At 60.3% G+C, this 25,315-nt stretch carries 24 protein-coding genes, 1 rRNA gene and 1 riboswitch; of the genes, 6 read left to right on the top strand and 19 right to left on the bottom strand.

Annotation, left to right across the window (positions count from 1 at the left end):
- The first annotated feature begins 36 nt into the window (after positions 1 to 36).
- Both FYJ74_RS10480 and FYJ74_RS10475 read left to right on the top strand, forming a co-directional pair.
- On the top strand, positions 37 to 1,608 hold the full coding sequence (locus tag FYJ74_RS10480) for an ABC transporter substrate-binding protein (RefSeq protein ID WP_154529525.1): 1,572 nt from the start codon (positions 37 to 39) through the stop codon (positions 1,606 to 1,608).
- Between the two features lie 142 nt (positions 1,609 to 1,750).
- On the top strand, positions 1,751 to 2,584 hold the full coding sequence (locus FYJ74_RS10475) for a M55 family metallopeptidase (RefSeq protein ID WP_154529524.1): 834 nt from the start codon (positions 1,751 to 1,753) through the stop codon (positions 2,582 to 2,584).
- 99 nt (positions 2,585 to 2,683) lie between these two features.
- On the opposite strand, the gene FYJ74_RS10470 is transcribed toward FYJ74_RS10475, so the two are convergent.
- The 5 genes from FYJ74_RS10470 to FYJ74_RS10450 form a co-directional block, all read right to left on the bottom strand.
- Complete coding sequence (locus tag FYJ74_RS10470) at positions 2,684 to 4,195, bottom strand: tripartite tricarboxylate transporter permease (RefSeq protein ID WP_154529523.1); 1,512 nt, start codon at positions 4,193 to 4,195, stop codon at positions 2,684 to 2,686.
- An 11-nt stretch (positions 4,196 to 4,206) separates the two neighbouring features.
- Positions 4,207 to 4,686, bottom strand: coding sequence for a tripartite tricarboxylate transporter TctB family protein (locus FYJ74_RS10465; RefSeq protein WP_154529522.1), 480 nt, complete (start codon positions 4,684 to 4,686; stop codon positions 4,207 to 4,209).
- A 79-nt stretch (positions 4,687 to 4,765) separates the two neighbouring features.
- The gene (locus tag FYJ74_RS10460) at positions 4,766 to 5,731 is read right to left on the bottom strand and encodes a tripartite tricarboxylate transporter substrate binding protein (RefSeq protein WP_154529521.1); all 966 of its coding nucleotides are present in this window, start codon (positions 5,729 to 5,731) and stop codon (positions 4,766 to 4,768) included.
- A gap of 47 nt (positions 5,732 to 5,778) precedes the next feature.
- Positions 5,779 to 6,774: a 2-hydroxyacid dehydrogenase gene (locus FYJ74_RS10455; RefSeq protein WP_154529520.1), complete on the bottom strand. Its 996-nt coding sequence runs from the start codon at positions 6,772 to 6,774 to the stop codon at positions 5,779 to 5,781.
- Positions 6,775 to 6,804: 30 nt separating this feature from the next.
- Positions 6,805 to 7,530 (bottom strand): RraA family protein, encoded by a 726-nt coding sequence (locus FYJ74_RS10450; RefSeq protein ID WP_229769467.1) that lies wholly within the window; start codon positions 7,528 to 7,530, stop codon positions 6,805 to 6,807.
- A 158-nt stretch (positions 7,531 to 7,688) separates the two neighbouring features.
- On the opposite strand from FYJ74_RS10450, the gene FYJ74_RS10445 reads away from it, so the two are divergent.
- Entirely contained in the window at positions 7,689 to 8,657 is a 969-nt protein-coding gene (locus tag FYJ74_RS10445) for a LysR family transcriptional regulator (protein WP_154529519.1), read from the top strand.
- Positions 8,658 to 8,950: 293 nt separating this feature from the next.
- Here the strand turns inward: FYJ74_RS10445 and FYJ74_RS10440 are convergent, their stop codons facing one another.
- From FYJ74_RS10440 to FYJ74_RS10425, 4 genes are all read right to left on the bottom strand, one after another.
- Entirely contained in the window at positions 8,951 to 9,466 is a 516-nt protein-coding gene (locus tag FYJ74_RS10440) for a pyridoxamine 5'-phosphate oxidase family protein (protein WP_154529518.1), read from the bottom strand.
- A gap of 91 nt (positions 9,467 to 9,557) precedes the next feature.
- Entirely contained in the window at positions 9,558 to 10,214 is a 657-nt protein-coding gene (locus FYJ74_RS10435) for a hypothetical protein (protein ID WP_154529517.1), read from the bottom strand.
- A 12-nt stretch (positions 10,215 to 10,226) separates the two neighbouring features.
- Positions 10,227 to 10,922 (bottom strand): DUF5058 family protein, encoded by a 696-nt coding sequence (locus FYJ74_RS10430; RefSeq protein WP_154529516.1) that lies wholly within the window; start codon positions 10,920 to 10,922, stop codon positions 10,227 to 10,229.
- An 84-nt stretch (positions 10,923 to 11,006) separates the two neighbouring features.
- Positions 11,007 to 12,458, bottom strand: coding sequence for an amidase (locus FYJ74_RS10425; protein ID WP_326830931.1), 1,452 nt, complete (start codon positions 12,456 to 12,458; stop codon positions 11,007 to 11,009).
- A 322-nt stretch (positions 12,459 to 12,780) separates the two neighbouring features.
- Here FYJ74_RS10425 and FYJ74_RS10420 point away from each other — a divergent pair, with 322 nt between their 5' ends.
- Together FYJ74_RS10420 and FYJ74_RS10415 are read left to right on the top strand one after the other, a co-directional pair.
- Positions 12,781 to 13,095, top strand: a complete 315-nt coding sequence (locus FYJ74_RS10420) for a winged helix-turn-helix transcriptional regulator (RefSeq protein ID WP_154529515.1) — start codon at positions 12,781 to 12,783, stop codon at positions 13,093 to 13,095.
- Positions 13,095 to 13,334 (top strand): hypothetical protein, encoded by a 240-nt coding sequence (locus tag FYJ74_RS10415; protein WP_154529514.1) that lies wholly within the window; start codon positions 13,095 to 13,097, stop codon positions 13,332 to 13,334. The genes FYJ74_RS10420 and FYJ74_RS10415 overlap by 1 nt, the downstream gene beginning before the upstream one ends.
- 298 nt (positions 13,335 to 13,632) lie before the next feature.
- On the opposite strand, the gene FYJ74_RS10410 is transcribed toward FYJ74_RS10415, so the two are convergent.
- The 3 genes from FYJ74_RS10410 to FYJ74_RS10400 are packed head-to-tail and all read right to left on the bottom strand — an operon-like array spanning position 13,633 to position 16,503.
- On the bottom strand, positions 13,633 to 14,427 hold the full coding sequence (locus FYJ74_RS10410; RefSeq protein WP_154529513.1) for an ABC transporter ATP-binding protein: 795 nt from the start codon (positions 14,425 to 14,427) through the stop codon (positions 13,633 to 13,635).
- Entirely contained in the window at positions 14,424 to 15,479 is a 1,056-nt protein-coding gene (locus FYJ74_RS10405) for a FecCD family ABC transporter permease (protein ID WP_154529512.1), read from the bottom strand. Before FYJ74_RS10405 ends, FYJ74_RS10410 begins: the two co-directional genes overlap by 4 nt.
- 10 nt (positions 15,480 to 15,489) lie before the next feature.
- Entirely contained in the window at positions 15,490 to 16,503 is a 1,014-nt protein-coding gene (locus FYJ74_RS10400; protein WP_154529511.1) for an ABC transporter substrate-binding protein, read from the bottom strand.
- 151 nt (positions 16,504 to 16,654) lie between these two features.
- Positions 16,655 to 16,823: riboswitch (cobalamin riboswitch) on the bottom strand.
- 141 nt (positions 16,824 to 16,964) lie between these two features.
- Between FYJ74_RS10400 and FYJ74_RS10395 the strand changes: the two genes are divergently transcribed.
- Positions 16,965 to 17,627, top strand: a complete 663-nt coding sequence (locus FYJ74_RS10395) for a L,D-transpeptidase family protein (protein WP_195838891.1) — start codon at positions 16,965 to 16,967, stop codon at positions 17,625 to 17,627.
- A 113-nt stretch (positions 17,628 to 17,740) separates the two neighbouring features.
- Here FYJ74_RS10395 and FYJ74_RS10390 read toward each other — a convergent pair whose 3' ends face one another.
- The 7 genes from FYJ74_RS10390 to rrf form a co-directional block, all read right to left on the bottom strand.
- A complete protein-coding gene (locus tag FYJ74_RS10390; RefSeq protein WP_154529509.1) occupies positions 17,741 to 18,844 on the bottom strand; it encodes a putative NPN-dependent ornithine cyclodeaminase in 1,104 nt (367 codons plus the stop codon).
- Positions 18,841 to 20,007: an ornithine cyclodeaminase family domain gene (locus FYJ74_RS10385; RefSeq protein WP_154529508.1), complete on the bottom strand. Its 1,167-nt coding sequence runs from the start codon at positions 20,005 to 20,007 to the stop codon at positions 18,841 to 18,843. The genes FYJ74_RS10390 and FYJ74_RS10385 overlap by 4 nt, the downstream gene beginning before the upstream one ends.
- Positions 20,004 to 21,335, bottom strand: coding sequence for a helix-turn-helix transcriptional regulator (locus FYJ74_RS10380; RefSeq protein WP_154529507.1), 1,332 nt, complete (start codon positions 21,333 to 21,335; stop codon positions 20,004 to 20,006). Before FYJ74_RS10380 ends, FYJ74_RS10385 begins: the two co-directional genes overlap by 4 nt.
- Positions 21,336 to 21,402: 67 nt before the next feature.
- Positions 21,403 to 22,332 carry a carbamate kinase gene (gene arcC, locus FYJ74_RS10375; protein ID WP_154529506.1) on the bottom strand — a complete coding sequence of 310 codons (930 nt, stop codon included), beginning with the start codon at positions 22,330 to 22,332 and terminating at the stop codon, positions 21,403 to 21,405.
- A 258-nt stretch (positions 22,333 to 22,590) separates the two neighbouring features.
- Positions 22,591 to 23,748, bottom strand: coding sequence for a CD0519/CD1768 family membrane protein (locus FYJ74_RS10370; RefSeq protein WP_154529505.1), 1,158 nt, complete (start codon positions 23,746 to 23,748; stop codon positions 22,591 to 22,593).
- 176 nt (positions 23,749 to 23,924) lie between these two features.
- Positions 23,925 to 24,917: an ornithine carbamoyltransferase gene (gene argF, locus FYJ74_RS10365; RefSeq protein ID WP_154529504.1), complete on the bottom strand. Its 993-nt coding sequence runs from the start codon at positions 24,915 to 24,917 to the stop codon at positions 23,925 to 23,927.
- Positions 24,918 to 25,201: 284 nt separating this feature from the next.
- Positions 25,202 to 25,315 (bottom strand): 5S ribosomal RNA (gene rrf / locus FYJ74_RS10360).

The raw sequence follows: 25,315 nt of genomic DNA, 5'->3' as shown, positions 1-25,315 counted from the left end.
CGCAAGGGACGAGAGTCTTTCAAGGAGGAATGCCGTATGAAGTTTTACCATACCGCGCTGCTCGCGCTCGTGGGGGCGGCTCTGCTCGCCGCCGAACCGATTCTGGCTCTAGACAAGGACGTTCTGACCGTCGTAAAGTACGCAGAAGTCATTTCGCTCGATCCCCAGGACATCACCGACACGCCGTCCGAAGACCTGAACCGCAAGATCTACGAGGGACTCGTCGACTTCAACATGTCGTTGGACGTCGTTCCCAAGCTGGCCAAAAGCTGGGAAATCTCCGAAGACAGACTGACCTGGACGTTCAAACTCCGCGAAGGCGTCACGTTCCACAGCGGCGCGCCCTTCAACGCCGAGGCCGTCAAGGTTAACTTCGACCGCATCCTGAACGGACGCTACAAGAGGACATCGCTCTATCAGCCCATCATCAAGGAAGTGCGCGTCGTCGACGAATACACCGTGGCGTTCGACCTCAAGCAGCCCTTCGGCCCCTTCCTCAACAATCTGGCCCACACCGCCGGCCTGATCCTCGACCCCAGCTACGTCAAGGATCCCAAGAAAAACGCCAAAATCAAGCGCCAGCCCTCCGGCACCGGCCCGTTCAAGTTCGAGGAATGGGAACCCGGCGACTACGTGAAAATGTCCGCGTTCGAAGATTACTGGCAGGGCAAGCCCAAACTGAAGGGCCTGATCTACAAGTTCGCGCCCGAGCCCTCGACGCGCGCCATGCTCGTCGAAACCGGCGAAGCCCACGTCGGTCAGTCCATCGACACCAACGACGTGGAACGGCTCAAAACCCGAGACGATGTTGAGATGCGCATCTTCCCCAACATCACCGTTTACACGCTTGTCGTCAACACCAGCGACGCAATCCTCGGCGACGTGCGCGTGCGTCAGGCTTTGAGCCACAGCGTCGACCGCCAGGGCATCTGCGACAAGATCCTGCACGGCAACGCCGTTCCAGCTTACAGCATCATCTCCCCAATGATCAACTGCGCCGCCGGTCAGAACAACATGATCGCCTACGACCCCGAGCTGTCCAAAAAACTGCTCGCGGAGGCCGGCTGGGACAAAATCGGCAAAGACGGCATCCGCACCAACGCCGAAGGCAAGCGCCTGAGCGTCGAACTGTGGACCTCCAGCAAGAGCGCCATCATCCCCGAAGCCTATATCGGCTTCGCCCGGGCCGTCGGCATGGAAATCAAGCTCCAGACCATGGACTGGGCGACGCTGAACTCCCGCATCGAATTGCCCGAAGAGAAGAATAAGGCGCAGATTTTCATGATGGGCTGGAGCCCCTCCACCGGCGACGCCGATTGGGTGTATCGTCCGCTGCTCGCTTCCTGGCTGGTGCCTCCGATGGGACAGAACCAGAGCTTCTACCGCAACGAGATCGTCGACCAGGGCATCAAAGACGGCATGCGCGAATCCGACAACGCCCTGCGCAAGGCCGCCTACGAAAAGATCGAAGAACAGCTGATCGCCGACCAGCCCCGCATCCCCATCTACTCTATCAAGAACCTGTACGCCGTGCGCAAGGAAGTGAAGAACCTCGACATTTACCCGATCAACTTCGTCATGGTGAACCATCTGACCTACGTGGAATAACGGTTCGCAAAAAAACGGAAGTGCGCGGATCCAGGCGCGAAAGAGGGACTGAGGCCGGCCTTTTCCGCCCTCAGTCCCTTTGCTGTCGCCGCCGCGCCCTTCGTGACAAACAAAAATCTCGTGAAAGGAATCTGATTGCCCCATGAAAATTTACATCAGCGCCGATATGGAAGGCTGCACCGGCGTGACCGACGTTCATCAGACCATGAACGGACGTCCCGAATACGCCTTCGGCTGCAAGATGGAACTGCACGACGTGCGCGCCGCCGCCGAGGGCGCGCTGGAAGCCGGCGCCGACGAAGTACTGGTCAACGACGCGCACGGGCGCAAGATCAACGTCGACATCAACGGCCTGGGCAGTCGCGTGCGCCTGCTCAGCGGCACGCCCAAGCCCCTGGGCATGATGGAAGGCTGCTCGGGAAGCGACGGCGTTTTCTTCATCGGCTACCACGCCATGGCCGGCACTCCCGTCGCCGTGCTCGATCACACTATCTCCGGCGGCACGGTCTATTCCATTACGCTCAACGGCGTGGAGATGGGCGAACTGGGACTGAACGCCGCCGTCGCCTCCTCCTTCGGCCTGCCGGTAGCGCTGGTCGAGGGTGACGACGCATTGGAGCGCGAAGTCCGCGCGCAGCTCGGCGCGGCTCCCGTCTACGCGCGGGTGAAAGTCGCCAAAGGCCGTCTGGCGGCGGACTGCCTGTCGCCGGCGGATTCCTACGGCTATATCAAGGCGAAGGCGAAGGAAGCCGTCGAGCGCCTGAAAGCGCGCCAAATCCCGCTTTTCGACATCGGCGACGGCAGCTACGACCTGCGCGTCACGTTCCATACGACGACGCAGTGCGACGCGGCCATCCAAATTCCCGCGCTCGAACGCCTCGGCGGCCGCACCGTGCGCGTCCGCGGCCGCGGCATGGCGGAAATGCGCCGCTGGACCGGCGCGATCATCGGCCTGGCGGGGACGGCCAACGGTTGATTCGATACGACTTTTACGACCTATTTTGTACGTTTCGATACAAAAAGATTTCTGCCCGGCTGCAATGCCCGGGCAGAAATTTTTGTATGCGCAATGGGGTCAGGCGGATTTTTCCTGAACCCTCGACTTTTTATTCACATAGTTCATCAGAACCGGCGTGAACATGGAAAGCGCGATAAGGACCAGCAGCGCAAGGCTGATGGGGCGGCTGAGGAAATATTTGAACATGTTGCCGCGGGACATGATCAGCGCGCGGCGCCAATTGCTCTCGACGATTTCGCCCAGCACCATGCCCAGCACGAGGGGCGCGGTGGCGAAGCCCGTCCGCCGCAGCAGATACCCCAGCAGACCGAACGCAAGCATCACGAACACGTCGAACATGTTGTTGCGGATCGCGTAGGTGCCGATGGCGGAGAGCGCGACGACAAGCGGGCCGAGCACGCCCATCGGAACAGTGCTGACCCGGGCCACGTATTTGGCAATGGCCAGGCCGATGAGTCCCATGAGAATATTCGAGAGCAGATAGCCGAATATGATCGTGTAGGTGACGGGGGCCTTTTCGGTGAACATGGAAGCTCCCGGGACGAGCCCGTGCATGAGCATGCCGCCGAGAAGGATGGCCGCCACCGCGCTGCCGGGCAGAGCCAGCGTGATCAGAGGAACGAGCGCGCCGCCGGTGGCGGCGTTATTTCCGGCTTCGGACGAGGCCACGCCTTCAAAAGAGCCGCTGCCGAATTTCTCGGGATGTTTGGAGAACTTTTTGCCGAGGCTGTAGCAAACCCACGAAGAAACGCCGGCGCCGGCCGCCGGAATGATGCCGATGATCGTGCCGATGATGGACGAACGCGCAATGGTCGGGACCAGCTCTTTGAATTCGTTCCAGGGCGGCAGGATACGCCCCGTCATGCTCTTTTCGTCGACGATGGTATGCTTGCCCTTGAAGACGTCGTCGGCGATGATCATGACCTGCGAGATCGAGAACATGCCGATCAGCGCGGGGACGAACTGGATGCCGTCCTCAAGCTGGATGGAGCCGAAGGTGAAACGCGGCGTGCCGGTGATGGCGTCCAAGCCGACGGTGCCGAGGAACAGACCGAGAATGCCCGAAAACAGCCCTTTGTACAGCGACTCTCCAGCCAGGGAGGCGATGATCGTGACGCCGAAGATGGCCAGCATGCAGTATTCAAGCGCCGAAAATTGCAGAGAGAATTTTCCCAACGGCGGCGAAAGGAACAACAGCGCCAGCGCGCCGACGACGCCGCCGATCATGGAAGCGACCGTGCAGACGCCGACGGCTTCCATGCCGCGCCCCTGCTGGGTCAGCTTGTATCCGTCGATCGCCGTCGCGGCGGAAGCCGGCGTGCCGGGCGTGTGGCACAGAGTGGCGGTGATCGAGCCGCCGTAAATGGCCGACGTGTAGACCGCCGTCAGCATGATCAGCCCGGCGACGGGCGACATTCCGTAGGTGATGGGAATCAGCAGGGCCACGCCCATGGAAGCGCTGAAGCCGGGCAGCGCGCCGATGATGATGCCGCCTACGGTGCCGACGATCAGCCCCGTCAACGCCCCCCACTCAAACGTCATACCGAGAACCTGTTTGACCAGTTCCATGAGATCGCCTCCTAAAATCCGCCGCGCATCTGCAGCCAGTTGCCGATCCAGCCCAATTCGTCGATGGAGACGTTCAGCTGGCGGACAAGGAAAAAGTAGGTGAAGGCCACGAATCCGGCGGTGGTCATCGCGATGAGCGGCCAGCTCTTCTGCTTGAGAAAACGCATCGCCGCGATCAGGAAGAGCACCGTTGCGGCATAGTAGCCGACGGCGAGAAACAGCAGCACATAGACAACGATCAAAGCGAACATGGTCAGCGGCGTTTTCAACGCAGCGCAGGTCACGAAAGGCTTGACGGGATTTTCCGCCGTTGCGTGACGCGTTTTTCGAATGCCGTCGGCCAGGATGATGAGCCCCAATACCGCCATAAAGGCGAGCAGAATGAGCGGCATCAGGGCCGGTCCCATGTCCATACGCAGGGCACAACGCGTGAAAAAGGCGCAGAACAGCAGGATGACGATGCCAATGGTCACGTCCTGATGTCGTTTCATGAGAAACCTCCCCTTGTTTTACTCAAAGCGCCGCTGACCAGCAAAAGGCAGCGGCGCGAAAAATTTCATCAGACCGGGATTAACGCTTCACGTCCCAAATCCTGCATCTCCATTCGAGCTGATCGTTCAGCAGCTTCTTGTAAGCGCCGCCGGCATAGAGCTCGACGTTGACGCCCATCTTGCGCATGTTCTCAAGACACTCGGGGTCTTGAATGGCGGCGCTGACAGCCTGAGTCATCTTCGCGACGATCTCGGGATCGACTCCCTTCATGTAAGCGTAGCCGCGCGCGGAGAAGGATACGTAATCGCCCAGCCCCAGTTCCTTCTCGGTGGGCACGTCGGGCAGCTGTTCGTCGCGCTCGTTGGCAAAGAGGACGATGACCCTGTAGTTTTCGGGATTGAGCGTGACGTCGCCGACATTGCCGATCAGGAAGTCGATGTTGCCGGAGATGAACATGGTGTTCGCGTCGCCGGCGCCGCCGACGGGCACGACGCTGACTTTGGCGCCGTGGAATTTTCCGAGCATGCGGGCCACGCTCGCTTCGCCGCTGGTAATGCCGGTGCTGGAGGCGGCCGTCAGAAGCTCGTTGTTCTTGGCGTATTCGAGCAAGCTTTTATAATCCGTGAAACGCTTTTCGTCGGGGCGGATGGCGATGACCTGATAGTCAATGGCCTGGTTGGCAAGAAGCTCAAAGTCGTCAATGGTCTCCTTGCGGGGCGTCTTGTCGTCGTAGTGGCCGAACACGGCGCTCAGGTTGACGAGGGCGAACGTGTTGCCGTCGGCGGGCGTGTTGTGGAGAAAACGGTTCCACGCCACCCAGCTGCCGCTGCCGGGACGGTTTTCGACGACGACGGGCACGCCGAGCTGCTTTTCAAGCGCCGCCGCCAGATAGCGGCAGCCGAGATCGGAACTGCCGCCGGCGCTGTACCCGCATACCAGCGTGATCGGCTTTGTGGGCCAGTTAATTTCTGCCATAGCGGCGCCGCAGAACAGAATAGTCAGCGCCGTCACAATACCTGCGATGCGCGAGCTTTTTCTCATCATGATTCGCCTCCTGAAAAATTTTGAGGATCCGGTGCGGTGTGAACATTTCAGAGCGGATCAGAAATCCGCTGACTGCCAAGGAACTGCCGGTTGACGACGCTGCGCGGGTTCGGTCCGCGCCCGCTCTCCACGGCGTCGATGTTGTCCATGATGTAGGCTGCCATGTTGCGGTTGTTGTCTTCCGTGTTGCCGCCGGCGTGGGGAGTGATGATCAGGTTGTCGAGGCTGAAGGCGGGATGACCGGCGGGGAGCGGTTCGTTCTCGATCGTGTCGAGCGCGGCGCCGAAGAGGCGTTTTTCCGCCAGCGCCTTCAGCAGTGCTTCGGTATCGACGATGCCGCCGCGGGCGGTATTGACCAGCAAGGCCGATGGTTTCATTTTGGCGAGGGCGGCGGCGTCGATCAGGTGCCGGGTCGAATCGAGCAGAGGCATGTGCAGGCTGACGATGTCGCTGCTTTTCAGAAGTTCGTCGAGCGGCAGAAATTCGACGCCCAGCTCTTTTTCGGTCTCCGGCGCGGCGCGGAAAGGATCGTAATAGGTCACTTCCGCGCCCATGCCGCCGACGGCTGCGGCCACGCGCCGGCCGATGCTGCCAAGGCCGACGAGACCGACGCGTTTGCCGCAGATCAGCCACGAGCGCGCGATGATGTCTTCCTTGTCCCTGCATCCCGCTTTGGCGCGGTCCATCAGCTCGGGCAAATGGCGCAGCGAGGCGAGCATCAGCATGACGGTCAGTTCGGCGACGGGTTGCGAGTTGACGCCGGCGCAGATCGAGACGGTGATGCCCTTTTTTCCCGCCGCTTCGATATCGACCGCGTCGAAACCGACTCCCCAGCGGTGGATCAGACGGGCGCCGCCGCCGAGCTTTTCGATTTCCGCCGCTCCCATCGGGAAGCCGCGCAGGATATAATAGGTAGCGTCCAGATGCTTCGCCAGATCCTCGCTGCTCAGGACCTCTGCCACCTCGTAGCGGCCGGCGCAGCGTTCGTACAGGATTTTTCTGCCCGCGTCCGGCACTCTGCCGGCGATGACGACTTTATTCATAACACCGTGCTTCTTTCGGGAGCGGACGCTTTACAGGCCGTATTTGTCAGCAAAACTGCCGAGAAATTCGGGAGTGCGGCCTTCCATGCGCTTTTTGGTGGTGACAGCGTGCTTCTCGGCGTACGCTTTCCAGTCGCCGTCCATCAGCGCGAACGTCTTGTCCTCCGAAGCTTTTTTCTTCTGCGCGGCAGCCGCCATTTCCGGAGCGTCCTCTTTGTGGATCACGACGATGCCGTCCATGTCGCCGACCAGGATGTCGCCGGGGAACACGACCTGCCCGCCGCAGGCGATCGGCGCGTTGATCTCGCCCGGGCCGTTCTTGAAAGGCCCCTGCGGCGTGATGCCGGCGCAGTAGACCGGCATGGACAGCCCGCGCAGCGCGTCGAGATCGCGCAGGCAGCCGTCGACGACGACGCCGGCAAGCCCCTTGTACTGGGCGAACTTGAGCATGATCTCGCCGGCCAGCGAACGATTGTTGCAGTGACCGCCGTCCACGACGATAACGTCGCCGGGGAGCGCCATGTCGAGCGCCTGATGAAAGAACAGATTGTCGCCCGAGGGGACCTTGACCGTGACGGCCGTGCCGAGCAACTGCACGGCATGGTCGGGATTGACGAGGCGCACGAAGTCGTGCATGCAGAAGAGGCGGTTCATCTCGTCGTTGATATTGCTGGAAGGAATGCCCTTGAAGGCTTCGACGAGATCGCGCCCCGGGCGTCTGACTTCGCTGAAGATCCGATTGCCGATTGTGCTCATGAAAACCGCTCCTTTGAAATTTCCAGAAATTTGGCCGGACTGTTGGAGAGAATGATTTTTATCCTGCTTATCAAGATAAACGGTTATGATTTTTTTATCAAACAGAAAAAAGTAGAAGGGACTCACAGCTTTTGACTGTCGGAAACGGAGGAACGGGGATGCCTTTGCAAAGTCTGAAATATTTTCTGGCCGCCGCCGAGGAGATGAATTTCCGCAAAGCGGCCGAGCGGCTCTACATCACGCAGCAGTCGCTCAGCTCCAGCATTCAGAAATTGGAACGCCAGTACGGCGTGGCGTTCTTCGAGCGCAAGCCGCGCCTGATCCTGACACCGGCGGGGCGCAGCATGGTCGAGTATGTGCGCAAAGTCCTGCACACTGAGCAGCAGCTTGTCGCTGCCCTGGCGGACACCTCGCGCACCAGCACGGGGTCGCTGCGTGTCGGCGTGACGGGCACGCGCGGCGCCGTGTTCATGCCGCGCATCTGGGACGTGTACCACAGGCAATTCCCCAACATCGTCGTCACCACCGTGGAAGCCTCAACCGCGGAACTGGACGAGCTGCTTCGGGATGGAAAGATCGATCTCTATATCGGCGTCAACGTGCCGCGGCACAACAACATGCAGGTGCTGACCTTCATGCGGGACCGCATCTACTGCGCTTTCAGCCGCCGCTTCCTGGCGAAAGCCCCGCCGGCCTGGCGCGAAGCGCTGCTCGATCCGCACGGCTTCGATCTGACGAAGATCGACAGCATGCCGCTGATCACGTTCACGCACAGCAACGGACTGCGCTACACGCTGGAACGCTTTTTCGAGAAGCAGGACATCCATCCCAACATCATTTTCGAGACGAGCCGGCACGATCTGGTGCTGAAACTGTGCCGTCAGGAACACGGCATCGGCCTCGTCTACGAGATGATCCTCTACGACGTCTTGAGGCGTCCCGACATCGCCGACGAACTTTACGCCGTGCCCGTTCGCGCTGAACTGCCGCAGAAAAACACCGAGCTGACCTACCGCATGGAGAGCTCCCATCCCCGCTATCTGCAAGGCTTTATCCAAGTCGCTCAGGCCGTTTTCGAAGAGTACTCACAGACCATCGGCGCCGTGATTCGCCGCGCGCGAAAATGACCGGTCCATAAAAAACGAGCCCGTCTCGCCCCCTTGCGGCGGCGGAGACAGACTCGTTTTTTTAGACATTGTAGAACGCGCCGTTGAACAGCAGAATAGCGGTTTCTCCCACAGGTTGACGCCCATGATCAGTCGCCCTTTCGGCGAGAGATTCTTTCTCATGATTCTCTTTATTCAGCTCCAATGGAAGATACCGGCGAAAATCTTGACGCAGCCGCAGCAGACCGGGAAAAACTCCTTTTCGGAGCGCCGCGCGAAGAGCTTTCGCTCCCGCGGGCGCGCCGAGGCGCGCCTCACTCTTCCCTGACGACGACGGTTCGGGGATTGTCGGGATTGGGATAGCCCTTGGTCTTGCCCGTCAGCGACGTGATCTCGATTGCCAGCACGTTGACCACTTTTTCCAGTTTGGCGTCGGCGACGGAGTAGTTCTCCCTGACGTCACCGTAATGGGCGTGGAGCAGGTCGATGGCGCGGCGCTTTTCGTCCAAGTCGGTGACGACGCGCACCTTTCCCTCGCCCATGACGCTGCGGTAGACGCCCCATTTATAGCCGGCCTTGACGGGGCTGGGGACCAGCTCGTAGCCGGCGACGACGTGAAAAGCCACGTCGGGGTGCGCCCGCATCGTTTCCACCTTGCGCCCCTGCATGGCGCCGTGGATATAAAGACAGTTGTCGCCCAGACCGTAATGGACCGGCACCGAGTAGGGTTTCCCCGCCGGGTCGATCAGCGCCAGATGAAGGATCTCGGCTTCTTCGAGGACCTTGCGGATCCATGCCTCTGACGTCACTTCGCGGTCTTTTCTTCTCATAAAAATCCCCCCGGACGGAACCAATTGGCGAAACGGCGCCGGCGGCGACAGGCTGTTCCGCAGCCGGCCGTACAGAATCGGAGCGCGGGTCCTACTTGACGAACTTGGCCCTGTAGGCGAACTTGGAGATGACCATGTTGCCGAACACGGCGATAAGGATATACCCCCAGCCGGGCAGCGGGACGAACTTGCGCACCAGCAGCACCAGCGGCAGCGCGTACAGGGCGATGCGGGGCTTCTTGACCACGAACTGCATCAGCACGGCGCCGAACAGCGCCGGCAGAATCAGGTTGGAGATCGCGTTCTTGACGGTCTGAGGCAGGACGCCCAGGATCTGGTAGCCGAAGACGACGAAGATCGTCAGGATCGTGACGTTGGTGACGATCGAACCGGCGATGCCCATCGTGGAGATGATCTCGCCCTTGTCGGAGCCGGCCTCGTTGCCGGTAACGTCAAGCGCGGTGGCGGCGGCGGGAACGCGCATCTGTCCCATGGAGCCGGCGAGGATCCCCATGTAGGAACCGGCCGTGCCAAGCACAGTGTAGTAAGTGATCGGCTCGATGACGTAGAACGCCCCATAGGCCGCGGCGATCTGTCCCCAGCCGGCCAGCAGGTTGCCGATGTCAGGTCGGGCTCCGTAGAACAGAGAGAGTACGATATTGGGCAGGAAGCTGCAGCAGATTGCCAGGAGCATGCTGACGCGGCCGACACGAACGACCGATTTGTTCCATTCCGTTCTGAAATCCATTGGAACGCCCCCTCACATGAAGAAGTAACCGCCGATCAGGCCGGCGATGATGGCGAAGCCCAGCGAGTAGTCCTTGATCCAGGGATACGTTTTGCCGAGCTGAATCAGCACGAACATGGAGACAGCGCCGACGATCGCGGCGACGGTGCGGGCGCTGAATGTGACCAGATAAGGGCTGGTCATGTGACTGTAAAGGCCGATGCTCGCCGTGGCGGTGAGAATGGCGCGCCATGCCTTGTCGGCGCCGCCGGTCTTGTCGCTGACTTTGTCCATCCTGTGGGTGAACAGCCACACCATCAGCAGCCAGCCGCAGCCGTTCACGCTCATCGTGAACCAGGAAACGGCCATCTGATTCAGGCCGTAGCCGGCGCCGCCCAGTTCCACGCCGCAGGCCGCAGCGCCGGTGCGGGCAGCGGTCAGCTCGGTGGCGGCCGAGCCGATCATGGACAGACGGATCCAGGAGATGGGGCCGCCGACGACCGAGATCATGGCCAGAATGACGATGACCTGGGCGATAGCGGGTCCCGTGGCGGAGATCATGCCGCTTTTGAAAGCGCGGTTGCAGGCGCCCCTGTCGAGGCCGACGCTGCCGGCGAATTTGTAGCCCAGCTTCACGTAGCGGAGCGCCAGCGACACGACGATGCCGACGCTGATGGCGGCGCACCCCCAGAAAGGCGCCGCGTTGCCGATCTTCAACAATTCTTCCATAAAAGAGCTCCTCCTTGGGCGGGGACGAACATTTTGAGAGCGCGGAGCGAGTCGAACAGTTCCGGAACGTCTTCTGAGAAAAAACTAGAATTTGGGCGGGAACTTGTCGACGAAGCCGGTAACCGCTTCGTAGGCCGAGGCGAACTGCAGCGCCTCGAACTCACGGTGCGGCGCGGCGACCAGCTGCAGGCCGATGGAAAGGCGATTTGCGCCGCCGAATCCGGCCGGCACCGTACAGACTGCGTTGCCGCCCATGGTCCACGGCGTGACGATCTCCATCCAATTGTGATAGGTGCGCATCGGCGTGCCGTTGATCGTCTCGGGCCAGTGAACGTTTTTGTCGAAGGGGAAGCAGCAGGCGGTGGGTGAGACGATGTAGTCGTAGTCGTCGTAAACCTTGAGCATAGCGTGATAAAACTCGGTGCGCTTCTCGAAGGCGCGGTACACATCCTGGGCGCTCATGGCCAGCGAACCATCGTACTCCCAGCGGCTCTCCGGCTTCATCAGATTCTGGCGGCATTTGTCGTACCACGGCTTCAGCGAGGACGCGCAGTAATGGCGGATGGGCAGCCAGATGGTCTCCCAGAACTCGTTCATATTGTAAAAGGGCTTGATGTCCTCGACCACCGCTCCGAAGTCCTTCATGCGCTCGACGGCCGCGCGGCAGGTTTCCATGACGCCGGGCTCGGTGGGCAGCGCGCCGCCCCAGTCGCCGATCCAGGCCACGCGAACGCCTTTCTGGTCCTTTTTCAGCGCCTCGCGCACGTTCGCCGGCGTCAGCGCTTTCAGACGGGAGTCGGCCTCGCGGCTCAGCGGGAAAGCGGGGTTGTAACCGGCGATCGTGCCCAGCAGCAGGGCTACGTCGGCCACGGTGCGCCCCATGGAACCGTTCGTGGCCATGGAGTTGGTGAACAGTTCGGTGCCGCCGGAGGGGACGACGCCGATGGATGGACGCAGGCTGACGATGTTGCACCAGCCGGCCGGATTGCGCAGTGAACCCATGAAGTCGCTGCCGTCCGCCACGGCCTGCATCCTCAAAGCGACGGCGCAGGCCGCGCCGCCGGACGAGCCGCCGCTGGTGCGGTTCTCGTCGTATGGATTGCCGGTGGCGCCGAACACTTCGTTGTAGGACTGGGAGCCGTAGCCAAACTCGGGCGTGTTGGTCTTGCCGATGATGATGGCGCCGCCGCGCTTCATCGCGGTGACGACAGCGCCGTCGGCGTCGGGAATCCAGTCCTTGAGAAGCAGCGAACCTTTGGTGGTGCGGATGCCTTTGGTGGGAACCAGATCCTTCACGGCCTGCGGGAAGCCGTGCATCCAGCCGTTGTCCCTGCCGGATGCCAGCTCGGCGTCCTTTTCACCGGCCTGCTTCAGCAGCGCCTCGCCGTCGACGCGGGTGACGATGGCGTTGACGCGGGGATTGGTCTTGTCGATGTGATCAAGATAGGAAGCCATCACCTCGCGGCAGGAAACTTTCCTGGCATGGATGGCCTTGGAGAGATCTACGGCCGTCATTTCGACAACAGCATTGCTCACGAAAATTACCCCTTTCTGGCGTTTTCATGAAAGATTCCTTCCCACAAAACAATTTTGCTGAACTTATGAAGGACTGAACTGACTGTTATTTTATAAATTTCGTCAGCTGCGATCAATCTAGGATAGAAATCTTGCCTATGTTAGAATTCTGATATACTGCCGTGGAAAAGAGGCAGAAAAGCTTTTCGTTTCGCCGCCGTCCGGGAAAGAGGAGCCATGCCGCTTTGGAAAGCGCGGCGGTCCGTCGGAAAACGGTAGCGGGGTCGTCACTTTCTGACGGCCGGCGCAGCAGACGAATTTTTATGAAGATGAGGCGAATTTCATGATTCCGGAAGACTTTGCCGAAAAGATCACGTTCAACCGCACCTGGGATCTGCTTTCCCATCGCTGGAAGTTTTACGTCGTCTATCTGCTGGGCGAGCGGCCGCTGCGTTTCGGCGAGCTGCGGCGGCTTTGCGCAGCGGTGTCGCGCGTGACGCTGACCGGCTACCTGCGCCAGCTGGAGCGGGAAGGCTTTGTCAGCTGCCGCAAGCTCAGCGAGCCGGCGCTTTTCGCCGAGTACGCGCTGACCGACTTGGGACGCAGCGCGCTGCCCCCAGTGCGCCAGTTGATCGCGTGGGGCGACGAGGCGGATTGATGCATAACGACGGCAAATCCTTTTCGGTCAAACGGAAGCTCATCAACGCCGAGCACAGAAGTGATCCCGACGAAGCCAATTGGGAGCTGGCGCAGTATCTGCCGCTCCACTACAACGAGATCGACCGCATGAAAACACGCGATCTGACGGCGCAGTGCCACATTTCCTTCTCCACGGTACGCGCTTCTGTCAAAGCCTGGGCTTCGACAATTTCTCCGACCTGCGCAAGGCCAGGATGAACAACCCGGAAAATCAATACGAAATAGCGCTGGACAATTTCGGCCGTGGACTCCATGAGCCGCGGCGGCTTTACGACGAGATCCTGAAGAACGTCCGAGCCGTCGGCCAAAAAATGAAGCAGCGCGGTGAGAGGACCGCGCGGAAAATGTTCCACGTGGAACATCGCGCCTGAAAAACGTCCGACGATTCAGGAGTCGTCGGACGTTGCGCTCTGATCGGATTTTTGTTTTTCTCCGTCTCTTCTGACGGTGTCGCCGGCGCCGTGAAGGACCGACCTCGCTTGGTAACGCGACGTTTTCATTCCGTGCTCTCGGCGCCGCTCAGCCGGCGCAGGAAGGCGATCTGCGGCCGGCCGGTCTCGGGGCGAGGCGTAACGCGCGTTTCCACATGGTAGAGCCGCGCGATGAGCTCCGGCGTGATCACGTCCTGCGGACGCCCCGCGGCAGCGACGCGTCCCTGACAAAGCACATAAAGCCGGTCGCAATATTGCGAGGCGAGATTGAGGTCGTGCATGACCACCAGCGAAGCTATTCCCATGCGGCGGATCAAGTCCATGATCTCGAGCTGATAGTAGATGTCGAGATGGTTGGTCGGTTCGTCGAGGACAAGGAAGTCGGTATCCTGCGCGATGGCGCGCGCGATCAGGGTGCGCTGCTTCTCGCCGCCGGAAAGACTGGAAAAAGCCTGATCGGCTTTCTGCGAAAGTCCCACGTAGTCCATGGCTTGCGCTGCAAGGCGACGGTCGTCGTCGCTGTCGCGCTCCATCGCTTTCTTGTAGGGATAGCGCCCCATCGCAACGATCTCGCGCACCGTGAAGTCGAACTGCGCCGGCATCTCCTGCGGCACGGCCGCGCAGCGGCGCGCCGCCTGCGAGGCGGGCATCTTCCACAGATCCTCGCCGTCGAGAAAGACGGCGCCGAAGTTGGGCCTGTTGACGCGATACACGCAGCGAAGAAAACTCGATTTGCCGCTGCCGTTGGGGCCGATGACGCCCACGAATTCCCCCGGGCTTACCGTCACGTCGACGCCGTCCACGATGCGGCGTCCCGCGGCCTGCCACTGCAGCTTGGCGACGCTCAGCTTTTCGCTCATTTGTGCCCTCCGCGGCTCAGCAGCCAGATGAAAAACGGCGCGCCAATAAAGCCCGTGACGATGCCGAGCGGCAGTTCCCGCGGGGCCATGACCGTGCGCGAGAACACGTCGGCCCAGATCAGAAAAACGGCTCCCAGCAGCGCGCCCAGCGGCAGCACGCGACGATGATCGGCCCCGACGGTCATGCGCATGATATGGGGCACGACCAAGCCGACGAAACCGATGGAGCCGCTGACGGCCACGAGCACGCCGGTGAGCACCGAAGTGACGACGAACAGAAAACGGCGGAACTTCTGCACATCAACGCCCAGAGCGGCGGCGCTCTCGTCGCCGAGCAGCAGCGCGTTGAGCGAACGGGATTGGAGCATGAGCACGACAAGGCAAAGACTGGTGACGGCAAAAGGAATGGGCAGCCGGTCCCACCGCGCGCCGCCGAGCCCGCCGAGCATCCAGAACATGGCGGTCTCCGCGCCGCTGCGCTGATTCAGGTAGACAAGGAAATTCGTCATGGCCATGAAAATATAGCTGACGGCCAATCCGGATAAAACCATGCGCATCGGAGTCAAGCCGCTGCCGCGGCTGGCGATCAGGAAGACGAGCGCGAAGGCCAGCAACGCGCCGAGAAAGGCCAGCAGAGACACCGTCGGCATGCCCGAAAAAGCCGCGCCGAGCAGCTTTCCCGCGAACAGAATCGCCAGCACGGCGCCGGCGCAGGCCCCCGAAGAAATGCCGAGCAAATAGGGGTCAGCCAGCGAATTGCGCACCAGCGACTGGATCGTCGCTCCGGCCATCACCAGCCCCGCGCCGACCAGCGAACCGAGCAGCACGCGCGGCAAGCGGAGCTGCCAGACGATGCCGACCTCGTTCTTCGGCCAGTCACGGGCGAATGTCTGCCAGTCGGGAAAGAGCTGATGCAGGATAATGCCCCAGACTCGGCCGAAAGGAATGGACACCGAGCCGATGGACACTCCCATCGTTATGGATACGAATAAAAGAATGCAGAGGATGAGGGCAAGCAGCCCCGTCCTCTGCCGAATCGAAGAAAAACGCATCGAAACCCTTTCAGAACAGCTCGGGATGGTAAAACTTCGCGAGAATCTCCAGCCCGTCCACGGCGCGAGGACCGGGATACGTGTTCTCGACGCGCGTCGAATAGATGCGGTTATTCTTTACGGCTCTGACGCCGGACAGTTCGGGCATGCTCCGCAGCGTTTCGGCGATCTTGTCGCAATCGATCGTGAATCCGTAGGCGAGAATGACGATCACGTCGGGGTTATGCCCGATCACCTCTTCCCAGCTCACCTTGATCCAGCTGTCGTCGACGCCGCCAAAAACGTTCCGTCCGCCCGCCAGAGCCGTCAGCGCGCTGGGCATGGCCTGCCCGCCCACCGTCTTGGCCGCTGTGCCGATAGCGACGTCGGTGTCGGTTACCACGCGGAGAATAAAGACGTTCACCGGTTCCCGGACCGCTGCCGTCTTGTCCGTCACCGCCGCCGCGCGGGCCTTCATGGAGCTGATCACTGCCGCGGCTTCGTCCTGCACGTTGAAGATCACGCCCAGATTGCGCACGTCGTTGTACGTGTCCTCGAGACTCACCGGCGGTTTTTTCATGACGCGGATCAGCGATTCGGTGATGGCATAGCTCTTGATGCCGTATTTGTCGAGTTCTTCCGGAGTGATCGCGCTGCCCGTCGTGTCGCCGGGGATGTCCAGTCCGTAGAAGTAGCCCGACAGGAACATGTCGGGATTGGCGCCGACCAGCTGTTCCAGCGTAATGTAATCGTCGGAGATCATTTTCAGCCTCGACAGACGCTCCACGTACTTGTCCGAGACCGTCATTCGCTTCGGATTGAAACCGGCATACCCGATCACGCGGCCTTCGAGCCCCAGCGCGAACATCAGTTCGATGATGTTGCTGTCGCCGTTGGTGACGACGCGTTCAGGCGCCTTCTCGAAGACGAGCCGGCGATTGCCGTTGTCGACGGTTACGGGATAAACGGTTTCCGCCGCGAAGGATGCCGCGGCCATGGCCAGTGAAGCGGCTGCCGCAAGAAAACTGCGAAGAATCTTTTTCATGCTGTGAACCTCCTGCGCAAAAAAACGTGACCCGGCCCCCGCCGGCTCGCCTCTATAGAAAACGCGGGCATAAAAAAAGACACGGTCCGCGGCCGTGCCTTTAGAGACAGTGATGTCTGCTGCACTGAAAAGATTTCGCCCGCGCAAAAGCCTTCCTTCGCGTCGCCCGGCGCGTATCCTGACTCCCCATCGTCCTCCGCGGCGCCCTTCCCAAAGGCCGAAAGCCCTCAGTGAGCGTGATACCGTTTCGTCAGGGGTTACAGTGGCGGGGCCGCGCAGGATTTTCACCTGCTTCCGACGCCCGGCGACGTTCCATTTTCACATATTTTAAGCGCCTCCAGGCGCCCTGTCAAATCCTGAGGCGGGACGAGACTGAAGCGGGACTCGCGCAGACAGCGCAACGTTTTTGTGCTATGCTTGGCTCGCCAAACAAGATCATTCCGAAGAGGAGGTTGCTCGTTATGAAACGTACTCTTGCAAAAATTTTCCCGGCGCTTTTCGCCGCCGCGGCGTTGGGTGCCCCCGCCATGGCCGCCGATCTGCGCGAATTGCTCGCGGCGACGCGAACGGCGCAGAAAACCGGCGAGATCATCCTCGTCGTCGACCGAGCGCTGACCCTGTGGAAGAAAAGCGACGCCAGCGCCTGGCAAAAAACGCTGGAAGCGCCGTGCGGCTGCGGCAGGCTGGGGCTGACGGAAAACAAGCGCGAAGGCGACAAAAAGACGCCCGTCGGCGCCTTCCCAATCCTGTACGCCTTCGGCAACAAGCCCAACCCCGGCACGGCCATGAAATGGCGCTCAGTGACGCCCAACTCCTACTGGGTCGACGACGTCAAGCGCCCCGACATCTACAACACCTGGGTGGAGAGCGCGGGCAAGATCGGCGGCGAGCGTCTGGCCGACTATTATCAGTACGATTACGCCATGGCCGTCGGCTACAACACCGACCCTGTCGTGCCCGGACAGGGCTCCGCCATCTTCGTCCACGTCAAATCGCGCAACCATTGGACCACCGCCGGCTGTATTTCGCTCGAACGCCGGGACATGATCGAGCTGCTGCGCCAGTGCCACGACGGCGCCTGGATCGTCATCGTCCCGAACGCGGAGCACCTCGTCCGTTTTTAGACGGAACCATACCAAATACAAAAGCCATTTCTTTCATCATTCGCCGCGGCGATAAAAACTGCCCCGCCTTTCTCGGCAAGCGAGAAAGGCGGGGCAGTTTTTATCGCCGCGAATCAATCCTGAGGCCTGTTCAACGCGCGGTCGAGGTTGCGCACGAAATCCTGCGTATTGGTAACCATGCTGACGGCCGTGACGGTGCCGCGGTCGGAGAGCTTGTTGACGGCGAATTCCTGAACGTCGACGGTGTACATGTAGACGGGGCGGACGACGCCGCCGAACTCGTTGTACGAGGGGGTCATGTTGCCGGTGGCGATGGTGTAGAGGATCGCCGACATCATGATCATGGTCGAGGTCTTGCGGGCGTGCGCGCGCATGGCGTTCTGGGCGGCGTAGACGTTGTTGTAGGCGCCGGGCAGGGCGAGGCGGTCACGGATGGTGCCGGCCATGACCAGGGCCGTGCCGCATTCGACGCAGGCTTTGACGAAGCCGTCTTTGACTTTGCCGGAGGCGGCGAGCGCTTCCAGCGAGCCGTAGGAGTTGGCCAGGTTGATGGTGTCGTAGAGGTTGTAGGTGGTGTTCTGCTCGTGTTCGAAGACTTTCTGTCCCCACGACGTGCCGAAGATTCCGCGTTCGAGGTCGAAGGCGGCGGTTTCGGAGCCGCAGAAGATCGCCTGCACATAGCCGTTGCGGATCAGGCGCTCGAGCGCCAGGCGCGAGTTCTGGTCGAGGGCCAGCGCCGTGCCGACGACGAGCGTCACGTAGCCGCGGTGTTCGCGCTCGTAGCGCAGCACTTCGTAGAGCGTGTCGTAGTCGAGCGAATAGGCGGTCTCGCGCGAGCGTCCTTCGCGGAAGGCGAAGGTGTCGGAGGTGCCCGCTTCGGCGAGGAAGCCCTGCGTCCACACGTAGATGCCTTCGCTGGCGTCTTCGGTGCGGCCGATCACGACTTTGTCGCCTTTTTTCAGGTTGCGGAACTCGACGATCTCGACGCGCTCCCGGCCGGGCGTGTCGCTGGCCACGCAGACGGTGTCCATGCGGCTCTGCGTCGCCAGCACCCATTTGTCGTTGATCTTGAAATACTCGGGGTAGACCGACAGGGCGTGGTAGCCTCGAGGACTGATCCCGTCGCGCTCGACGGTTTCGAAGCGGCAGTTGGGCGCGTTCTTCAGGAACTCCTGCTCGAAATCGGGGTGGCGGTACTTCGGCATCTGGAATTTCATTTGCTCGCCCCCTCGTGCCGTGCGTTTTTCACGGCGACAAATTCCTCGACGGGAACTTCCATCGCCTCCACCCGTTCTTTGGCCACGTCGCCGACGAGCGCGCGTTCGCAGTTGACGACGAAGTCCTGGACGTTGGTGTTCATCGGCACGACGGCGATGCGCTCGCGGGCCGCGACCACCTTGTTGGTGACGTTTTCGGTGATGTCGATGATGTACATATAGACCGGCGTGATGGCGCCGTCTTTTCGCACGCGGTAGCTCGACGCCATGTTGGCGACGGAAAGGCTGTGCAGCATCGTGGCGATGCCGATGATCAGCGTGGCCTTGTCGAGGTGCTTCTTCATCTCCGTCAGCGCCTTGTCGGTGTCGCCGATCACCTCGGGCAGCGGGCCGTCGTCGCGGATCGAGCCGGCCAGCACCAGCGGCACGTTCATCGAGACCAGCGTCTTGATGATGCCGTCCTTGACGTGACCGTCGTCGATGAATTTCTTCGTGGAGCCGGCGGCGCGCACCTCGTTGAGCAGGTCGAGGTGGTTGTAGTGCCCCATCGGCTGGTTTTCCTGCGTGTAGATGTTCTGTCCCAGCGCGGTGCCGAGGAAGCCGCCCTCGAGGTCGTGCGTGGCCATGGCGTTGCCGCCCATCATGCAGCTGATGTAGCCGTTCTCGGCCAGGTGGTTGAGGGCGACGCGCGTGTCGTAGTCGAAGACGACGCTCGGCCCCAATACCCAAACGATGTAGCCGCCGTTGTCGCGCTCGTATTCAAGCTGCGCGAACAGCTGCTCGTAATCGGTCGTGTAGGCGGTCTCCACGGCGCGGCCGGGCGCGGCGTAAACGCTTTCGGGGAAGCCTTCCTTGCACACGAGAACGCCCTCGGAGCCGTCGGTCGCGCGCCCTATAACGACCTGGTCGCCCGCTTCGAGGTCGCGGATTTCCGTGACGATGATTTTCCCCTCTTTGAGCACGGGCACGCAGTTCAGCGAATTATGCTCGGGAAGCTGCCACGTTCCGTTGCAGCGGTAGAAGGTCGGCAGATGGGTGGTCAGATAAAAACCGCGCGGCGCCACGCCCTTCTTTTCGACCTTCGCGCATTTCACTTCGCCTGCTTCCCGATATTTCGCGTCGGCAAAGTCGGGGCACGCAAAGACAGGCATTTCAAACTTCATGATTGCTCCTCTCTGGACAAACGAAACAGGCGGCCGATGTCCACCTTGTCTTTTTGTTCCGTCACTCGTTCTCGAAACTCGCTGGCCGTAATTTTGAGCCATTTCAGGAAGTTACGGTTGAAACTCCGCAGTGAATTGTAGCCGACCTGAAACGCGATGTCCGTCACCGACTGATCGGTGCGAAGCAGCAGGTTCGCCGCCTCGTGGATGCGCAGGTAATTCAGGAAATTCGTAAAGTTCATCTCGACAATGTAGCCCAGGGATTCGTTGACCATTTTGGGCGAGGTGCAAAACCGCTCCGCCACGTCCAGGATGGTGAGGTCGCCGGCGAAATTGCGGTAGACGTATTCGATGATCTTGCCGGCTTTCGGCGCAGGCAAAACCATGGAGACGCCGGGATTGTTCCGGTAGCAGCGGCGGAACTGCTGCGCTCCGATCCCCTGCTGGTCGGAAAAGACGCGCGACAGGTGCGATATGTCCGCGTAGTCGAGGATATCGGCGATCTCCGCCAGCGAAATGTCGGTGTGCAGCAGCAGAAACGTGACCTTCGACAGCTTCATTTCCTGAAGCAGCTCGTAAAAGCCGAGTCCGGTCACCTTGAAGATGTAGCGGGAAAGCGACGCTTCGCTGACGAAATAGATCCGGCTCAGGTCCTGAAGCGTCAGCTTGCGGTGCAGATTCAGGTACATGTACTGAAAAATGTGGGGAGAACAGCTTTCTTCCTCTTCTTCGAGACGGGACTGTCCGTCGGAACGTTCTTCCTGATCCTGCGCCAAACGCAGGTAGAGGACGACCAGTTCCACGAGCTTCGCCGTCAGGTACAGGCCGGACCACGGCTGACGATTGGTCGGGCTGACGATGGAGACCGGCTCGATCTCGCGGCGGATCTCGTCAAAGAGCGCTTTGACGCGCGGACGCTCCCGCTCCGGCACGCGCACGCCGCCGCAGCGGTACAGAAGCGTGACCATGTCGAGCTTCTCGTTTTCGATGTTGAACTGGTTCTTGACGATGAAATTCAGAAACTCGAACGGATAGATGAGCAGGTAATAGCGCAGCGGCTCCTTCACTTCGACGATTTCGGAAATTTCCCACGGCAACAGGGCGATGACCGCGCCCGGCTCCATCGCATAGTCTTTGTCGTAAATTCTGATCGTGCCTTTTCCGGAAAGGACGTAGAGGAAACGGCTGTTTTTGTGCAGCAGCGGCCTGGTCGGCGCGCTGTCCGACTGCACTTCGAAATAGGTCGCGACGCCCTCGCGGGACGCCGTGCGGTAAAATTCCTGAATTTCCACGCGCTTCCCCTGTCCGGGATTTTTCCGGGAAGTCATCTGTCCTCCCCCTTTTTACATGCCGGCGGCACGGCCGGCGCCTCCAGCGTCCCAAAGGCCCGCGGCGCTACGCCTGGATCCAGGTGCCGGTAGAACCTTCCAGACCTTCTTTCGCCTTCTCCAGCGACGTGATCAGCGCCCTGCGCCCCGGTTTCGACTCGGCAAACCTGATGGCCGCGCTGATCTTCGGCAGCATGGAGCCTTCGGCGAATTCCTTGTCTTCGATGTACTTTCTGGCTTCAGTCGTCGTCAGCGTGTCAAGCCACAGCTGATCCGGCGTGCCGAAGCGGATCGCCACCTTTTCCACGGCGGTGAGGATCACCACCACGTCGGCGTCGATCGTTTCGGCCAGCTTCACCGACGTAAAATCTTTGTCGATCACCGCGTCGATGCCCGTCAGCACGCCGTCTTTCTCCACGACAGGAACTCCTCCTCCGCCGCCGGCAATGACGGTCACGCCCTGGTCGATCAGCTTGCGGACGGCCTCTTCCTCGACAATGCGGACAGGAGCCGGCGAGGCGACGACCTGGCGGTAGCCGCGCCCGGCGTCTTCGACCACGGCCACACCGGCAGCAGCCAGTTTGTCGGCGTCTTCCTTGCTCATGAAGTTGCCGATCGGCTTCGTTGGACGCTGGAAGGACGGATCGGCGGCGTCGACCTGGACCTGCGTCACGAGGGTGGCGACGCTGTCGTTCATCTTTCTGGCGCGGAATTCGTTGCCAATGGCGTTCTGCAGGTGGAAGCCGATGTAGCCTTCGCTCATGGATCCGCACTCCGGAAACGGCACGTAGGGCAGCTTTTCATCCAACTTGGCAGTGATGTCCATGGACTTCTTGATCATACCTACCTGCGGACCATTGCCGTGACACACCAGCACCTGAACGCCGGACTGGACAAAATCGACGATGGAGCGCGCCGAGTGCTTGACGCGTTCTTTCTGCTCTTCGGGTGTGTTTCCAAGAGCGTTGCCGCCCAGAGCGATGACGACTCTTTTCATTATAATCTCCTATTCTCGCAAATGGAAATTTTTTTTCGGAAAGCGATCGCTGGTCCGTATGACAGACAATACGCACACCGGGACGCAACTGGCCGCGCAACTTTTTTGCGGCCAAATCGACGAGGACGGCCTTCATGTACCTGACGACGGGATGAGCGCCGCTTTCTGAGCCGTTGAAACCGGCCGTCACGGCGCCAAGTGTCGCGGCGCCCCAGGTCAGTTCGATCTGGTCTTCCTCAAGCCCGGCACGCAGTTCCGCTAGCCGAGCAGCGTCCAGATCAGGTGCGCCGCAACGCCGGCACAGAGGCCGCCGATCGTGTGCGACAGGATCGCGCTGCCGGTCATTTCCTTCATGTCGAGCGCGTCCATCATGGCGATATGCGTGGATAAATAGCCGCTCCAACACATACAGATAGCCGTGAAGACCGCCAGATCGTTGCTCGTCGCCGCGCCCTTCTTCACGAGGTCGCCGACCATGCCGATCGCCGCGCCGCTGCTGCCGAGCGCCGTGATCGGCACGGCGATAGCCTCGGGCGATTGGAAGCCGAACAGCGGATCGAGCAGAAAGCGAAGCTTGGAACCGATCAGCGGCAGCAGCCCGATACCTTCGCCCGCCGCACCGGTGTACGCGCCATTCGGCCCCGGGCCGTTGGTCAGCATCAGCACGATCGTGCAGATCAGCAACACGCCGGGAATGATGGAGATCCCCATATCGACGCCGCTCTTGCCGCCGTGCAGCATCGATTGTATGAAACGCGACCCCACCGACCCTTCGCGAACCACTCGCATGTCTCCGGGAATCGTTTCGCCGCCGGAAGTCGGCATCATCGTCTCAATACCGTAATGAGCCTTCGTCTTGCGCAGCATCAGGCGCACCGAGACGACGGAGCCAATCACCGCGCCAAAATTGCCGATCAGGGCCGCCTTCATCGCGCCTTCCACGGACAGGCTCATCATCGTCGTCGTGATGATCAGCCCCATGCCGAACGCCGTGCCCAGATTGGTCAGCGCCGCCATCTGGTATTTTTTGAAATAGCGCTTGAAATTGTCGTCCTGGGCAAAGGCCAAAATCGCCGGATTGTCCGACAGATAACAGTTCATAATGCCCAGCGCGCTCGAACCGGGCAGGCCGTACAGCGGGTAAATGATCGGCCGCAGCACCCGGTTGATCAAAGAAATCACGCCGAATTCGGACAAAAGCCCGGCGGCTCCGCCCGCCAGCACCGACACTGCCATCAGGTAGAAACAAACGGACGTCAGCAGCTGATAGCCCGTCAGCATCATCGTCTTGAACATTTCGGTACAGCCCATGACGCTGCCGATGCCTACGAAAAAGGCGAGGAAAAAGAAGAGGAAAATGAAAGCCTCTTTCCCGATCTCTTTCTTGAACCTGACAAATTCCCCGTTCGCTTTCATTGTACCTCCTGTAATAGCACGGGAGTGCGGTTTAACGCTCCGCGATAAACCGCACTCCCCGCCGACTGAATACCCTATTTTTGTATTCTACCGTTTATTTCCTGCGGGGGAAATAGTGAAGAACTCGTCGACGATAGCGCGGACCTTGCCGCTCATCATCACCATTCACGGCTTTTTCAGCAGAGCGTCGCGTACATGACCGCCTTGATGGTATGCATGCGGTTCTCGGCCTGATCGAAAACGTAGGACTGCTTCGACTCGAAAACCTCGTTGGTGACCTCCATCTCGGTGATGCCGAACTTCTCGGCGATCTCCTTGCCGACCTTGGTCTCGGTGTCGTGAAAGGAGGGCAGGCAGTGCAGGAAAATGGCCTGCTCGTTGGCGTTTTTCATGGCCGCGGCGTTGATCTGATACGGCTTCAGAAGCTTGATGCGCTGCTCCCAGATCTCGGCCGGCTCGCCCATGGAGACCCAGATGTCGGTATAGAGCACGTCGGCGTTCTTCGTGCCTTCATCGACATCGCTCGTCAGCGTGACGGCGCAGAAGTTTTCCTCGGCGATCTCCTTGGCCGTTTCGATCAGCTTGGAATCGGGGAAAAGCTCTTTGGGAGCGCAGGCCACATAGTTGACGCCCATCTTGGCGCAGGCGATCATCAGCGAGTTGGCCACGTTGTTGCGGGCGTCGCCCATATAGACGAACTTCAATCCCTTGAGACGGCCGAAATGCTCCTCGATCGTCAGAAGGTCGGCCAGCATCTGCGTGGGATGCCATTCGTCGGTCAGCCCGTTCCACACCGGCACGCCGGCGTAAGCCCCCAGTTCCTCGACCGTCTTCTGCGAAAAACCGCGGTATTCGATGCCGTCGAACATGCGCCCCAGCACGCGGGCCGTATCCTTGATGCTCTCCTTGTGCCCCATCTGCGAACCGGCGGGGTCAAGATACGTCACGCCCATGCCCAGGTCGGCGCCGGCGACTTCGAACGAGCAACGCGTCCTCGTCGAGGTTTTCTCGAAGAGCAGGACGATGTTCTTGCCCTCGAGGTAGCGGTGCGGAACGCCGGCGCGCTTCATCGACTTGAAGTTCTTCGACAGCTCAAGCAGGTAGCGGATGTCCTGAGACGAAAAATCAATCAGCTTCAAAAAATTCTTTCCACGCAAATTCTTACCCATTGCGGCGCCTCCTGAAATTTATGAAATGGAGTGTCACGATTTACACTCAAAGCAATGATCTTAGTTATTCTATAGGAGTCATTCCGTACTTGTGAGACATTTCTCTTTCATTTATTTGTCTTTTTTTGCAGAATAAAAAGAAAGGGCCCCGCAATCGCGGAACCCCAAAAACGAGAATCTCGACAGTCGCCGCGTTTACGTCGAAGCGTCCGGGAGATTCTTCGTTACTTCAATCATGGCATTATTTTAAAGTTATAGCACAAAAAGGAAGAAAAAAACAGAGACACGGGCGACGACCTACTCTCCCGCGAAGCGAATCGCAGTACCATCGGCGCGTGAGGGCTTAACTGCCGGGTTCGGCATGGGACCGGGTGGACCCCCTCCGCTTTTATCACCAG

This window comes from Pyramidobacter porci, assembly GCF_009695745.1.
GTDB lineage: Bacteria > Synergistota > Synergistia > Synergistales > Dethiosulfovibrionaceae > Pyramidobacter > Pyramidobacter porci.
Note: the sequence above shows the minus strand (reverse complement) of the source record. Positions and strands in the feature narration are given on the sequence as shown.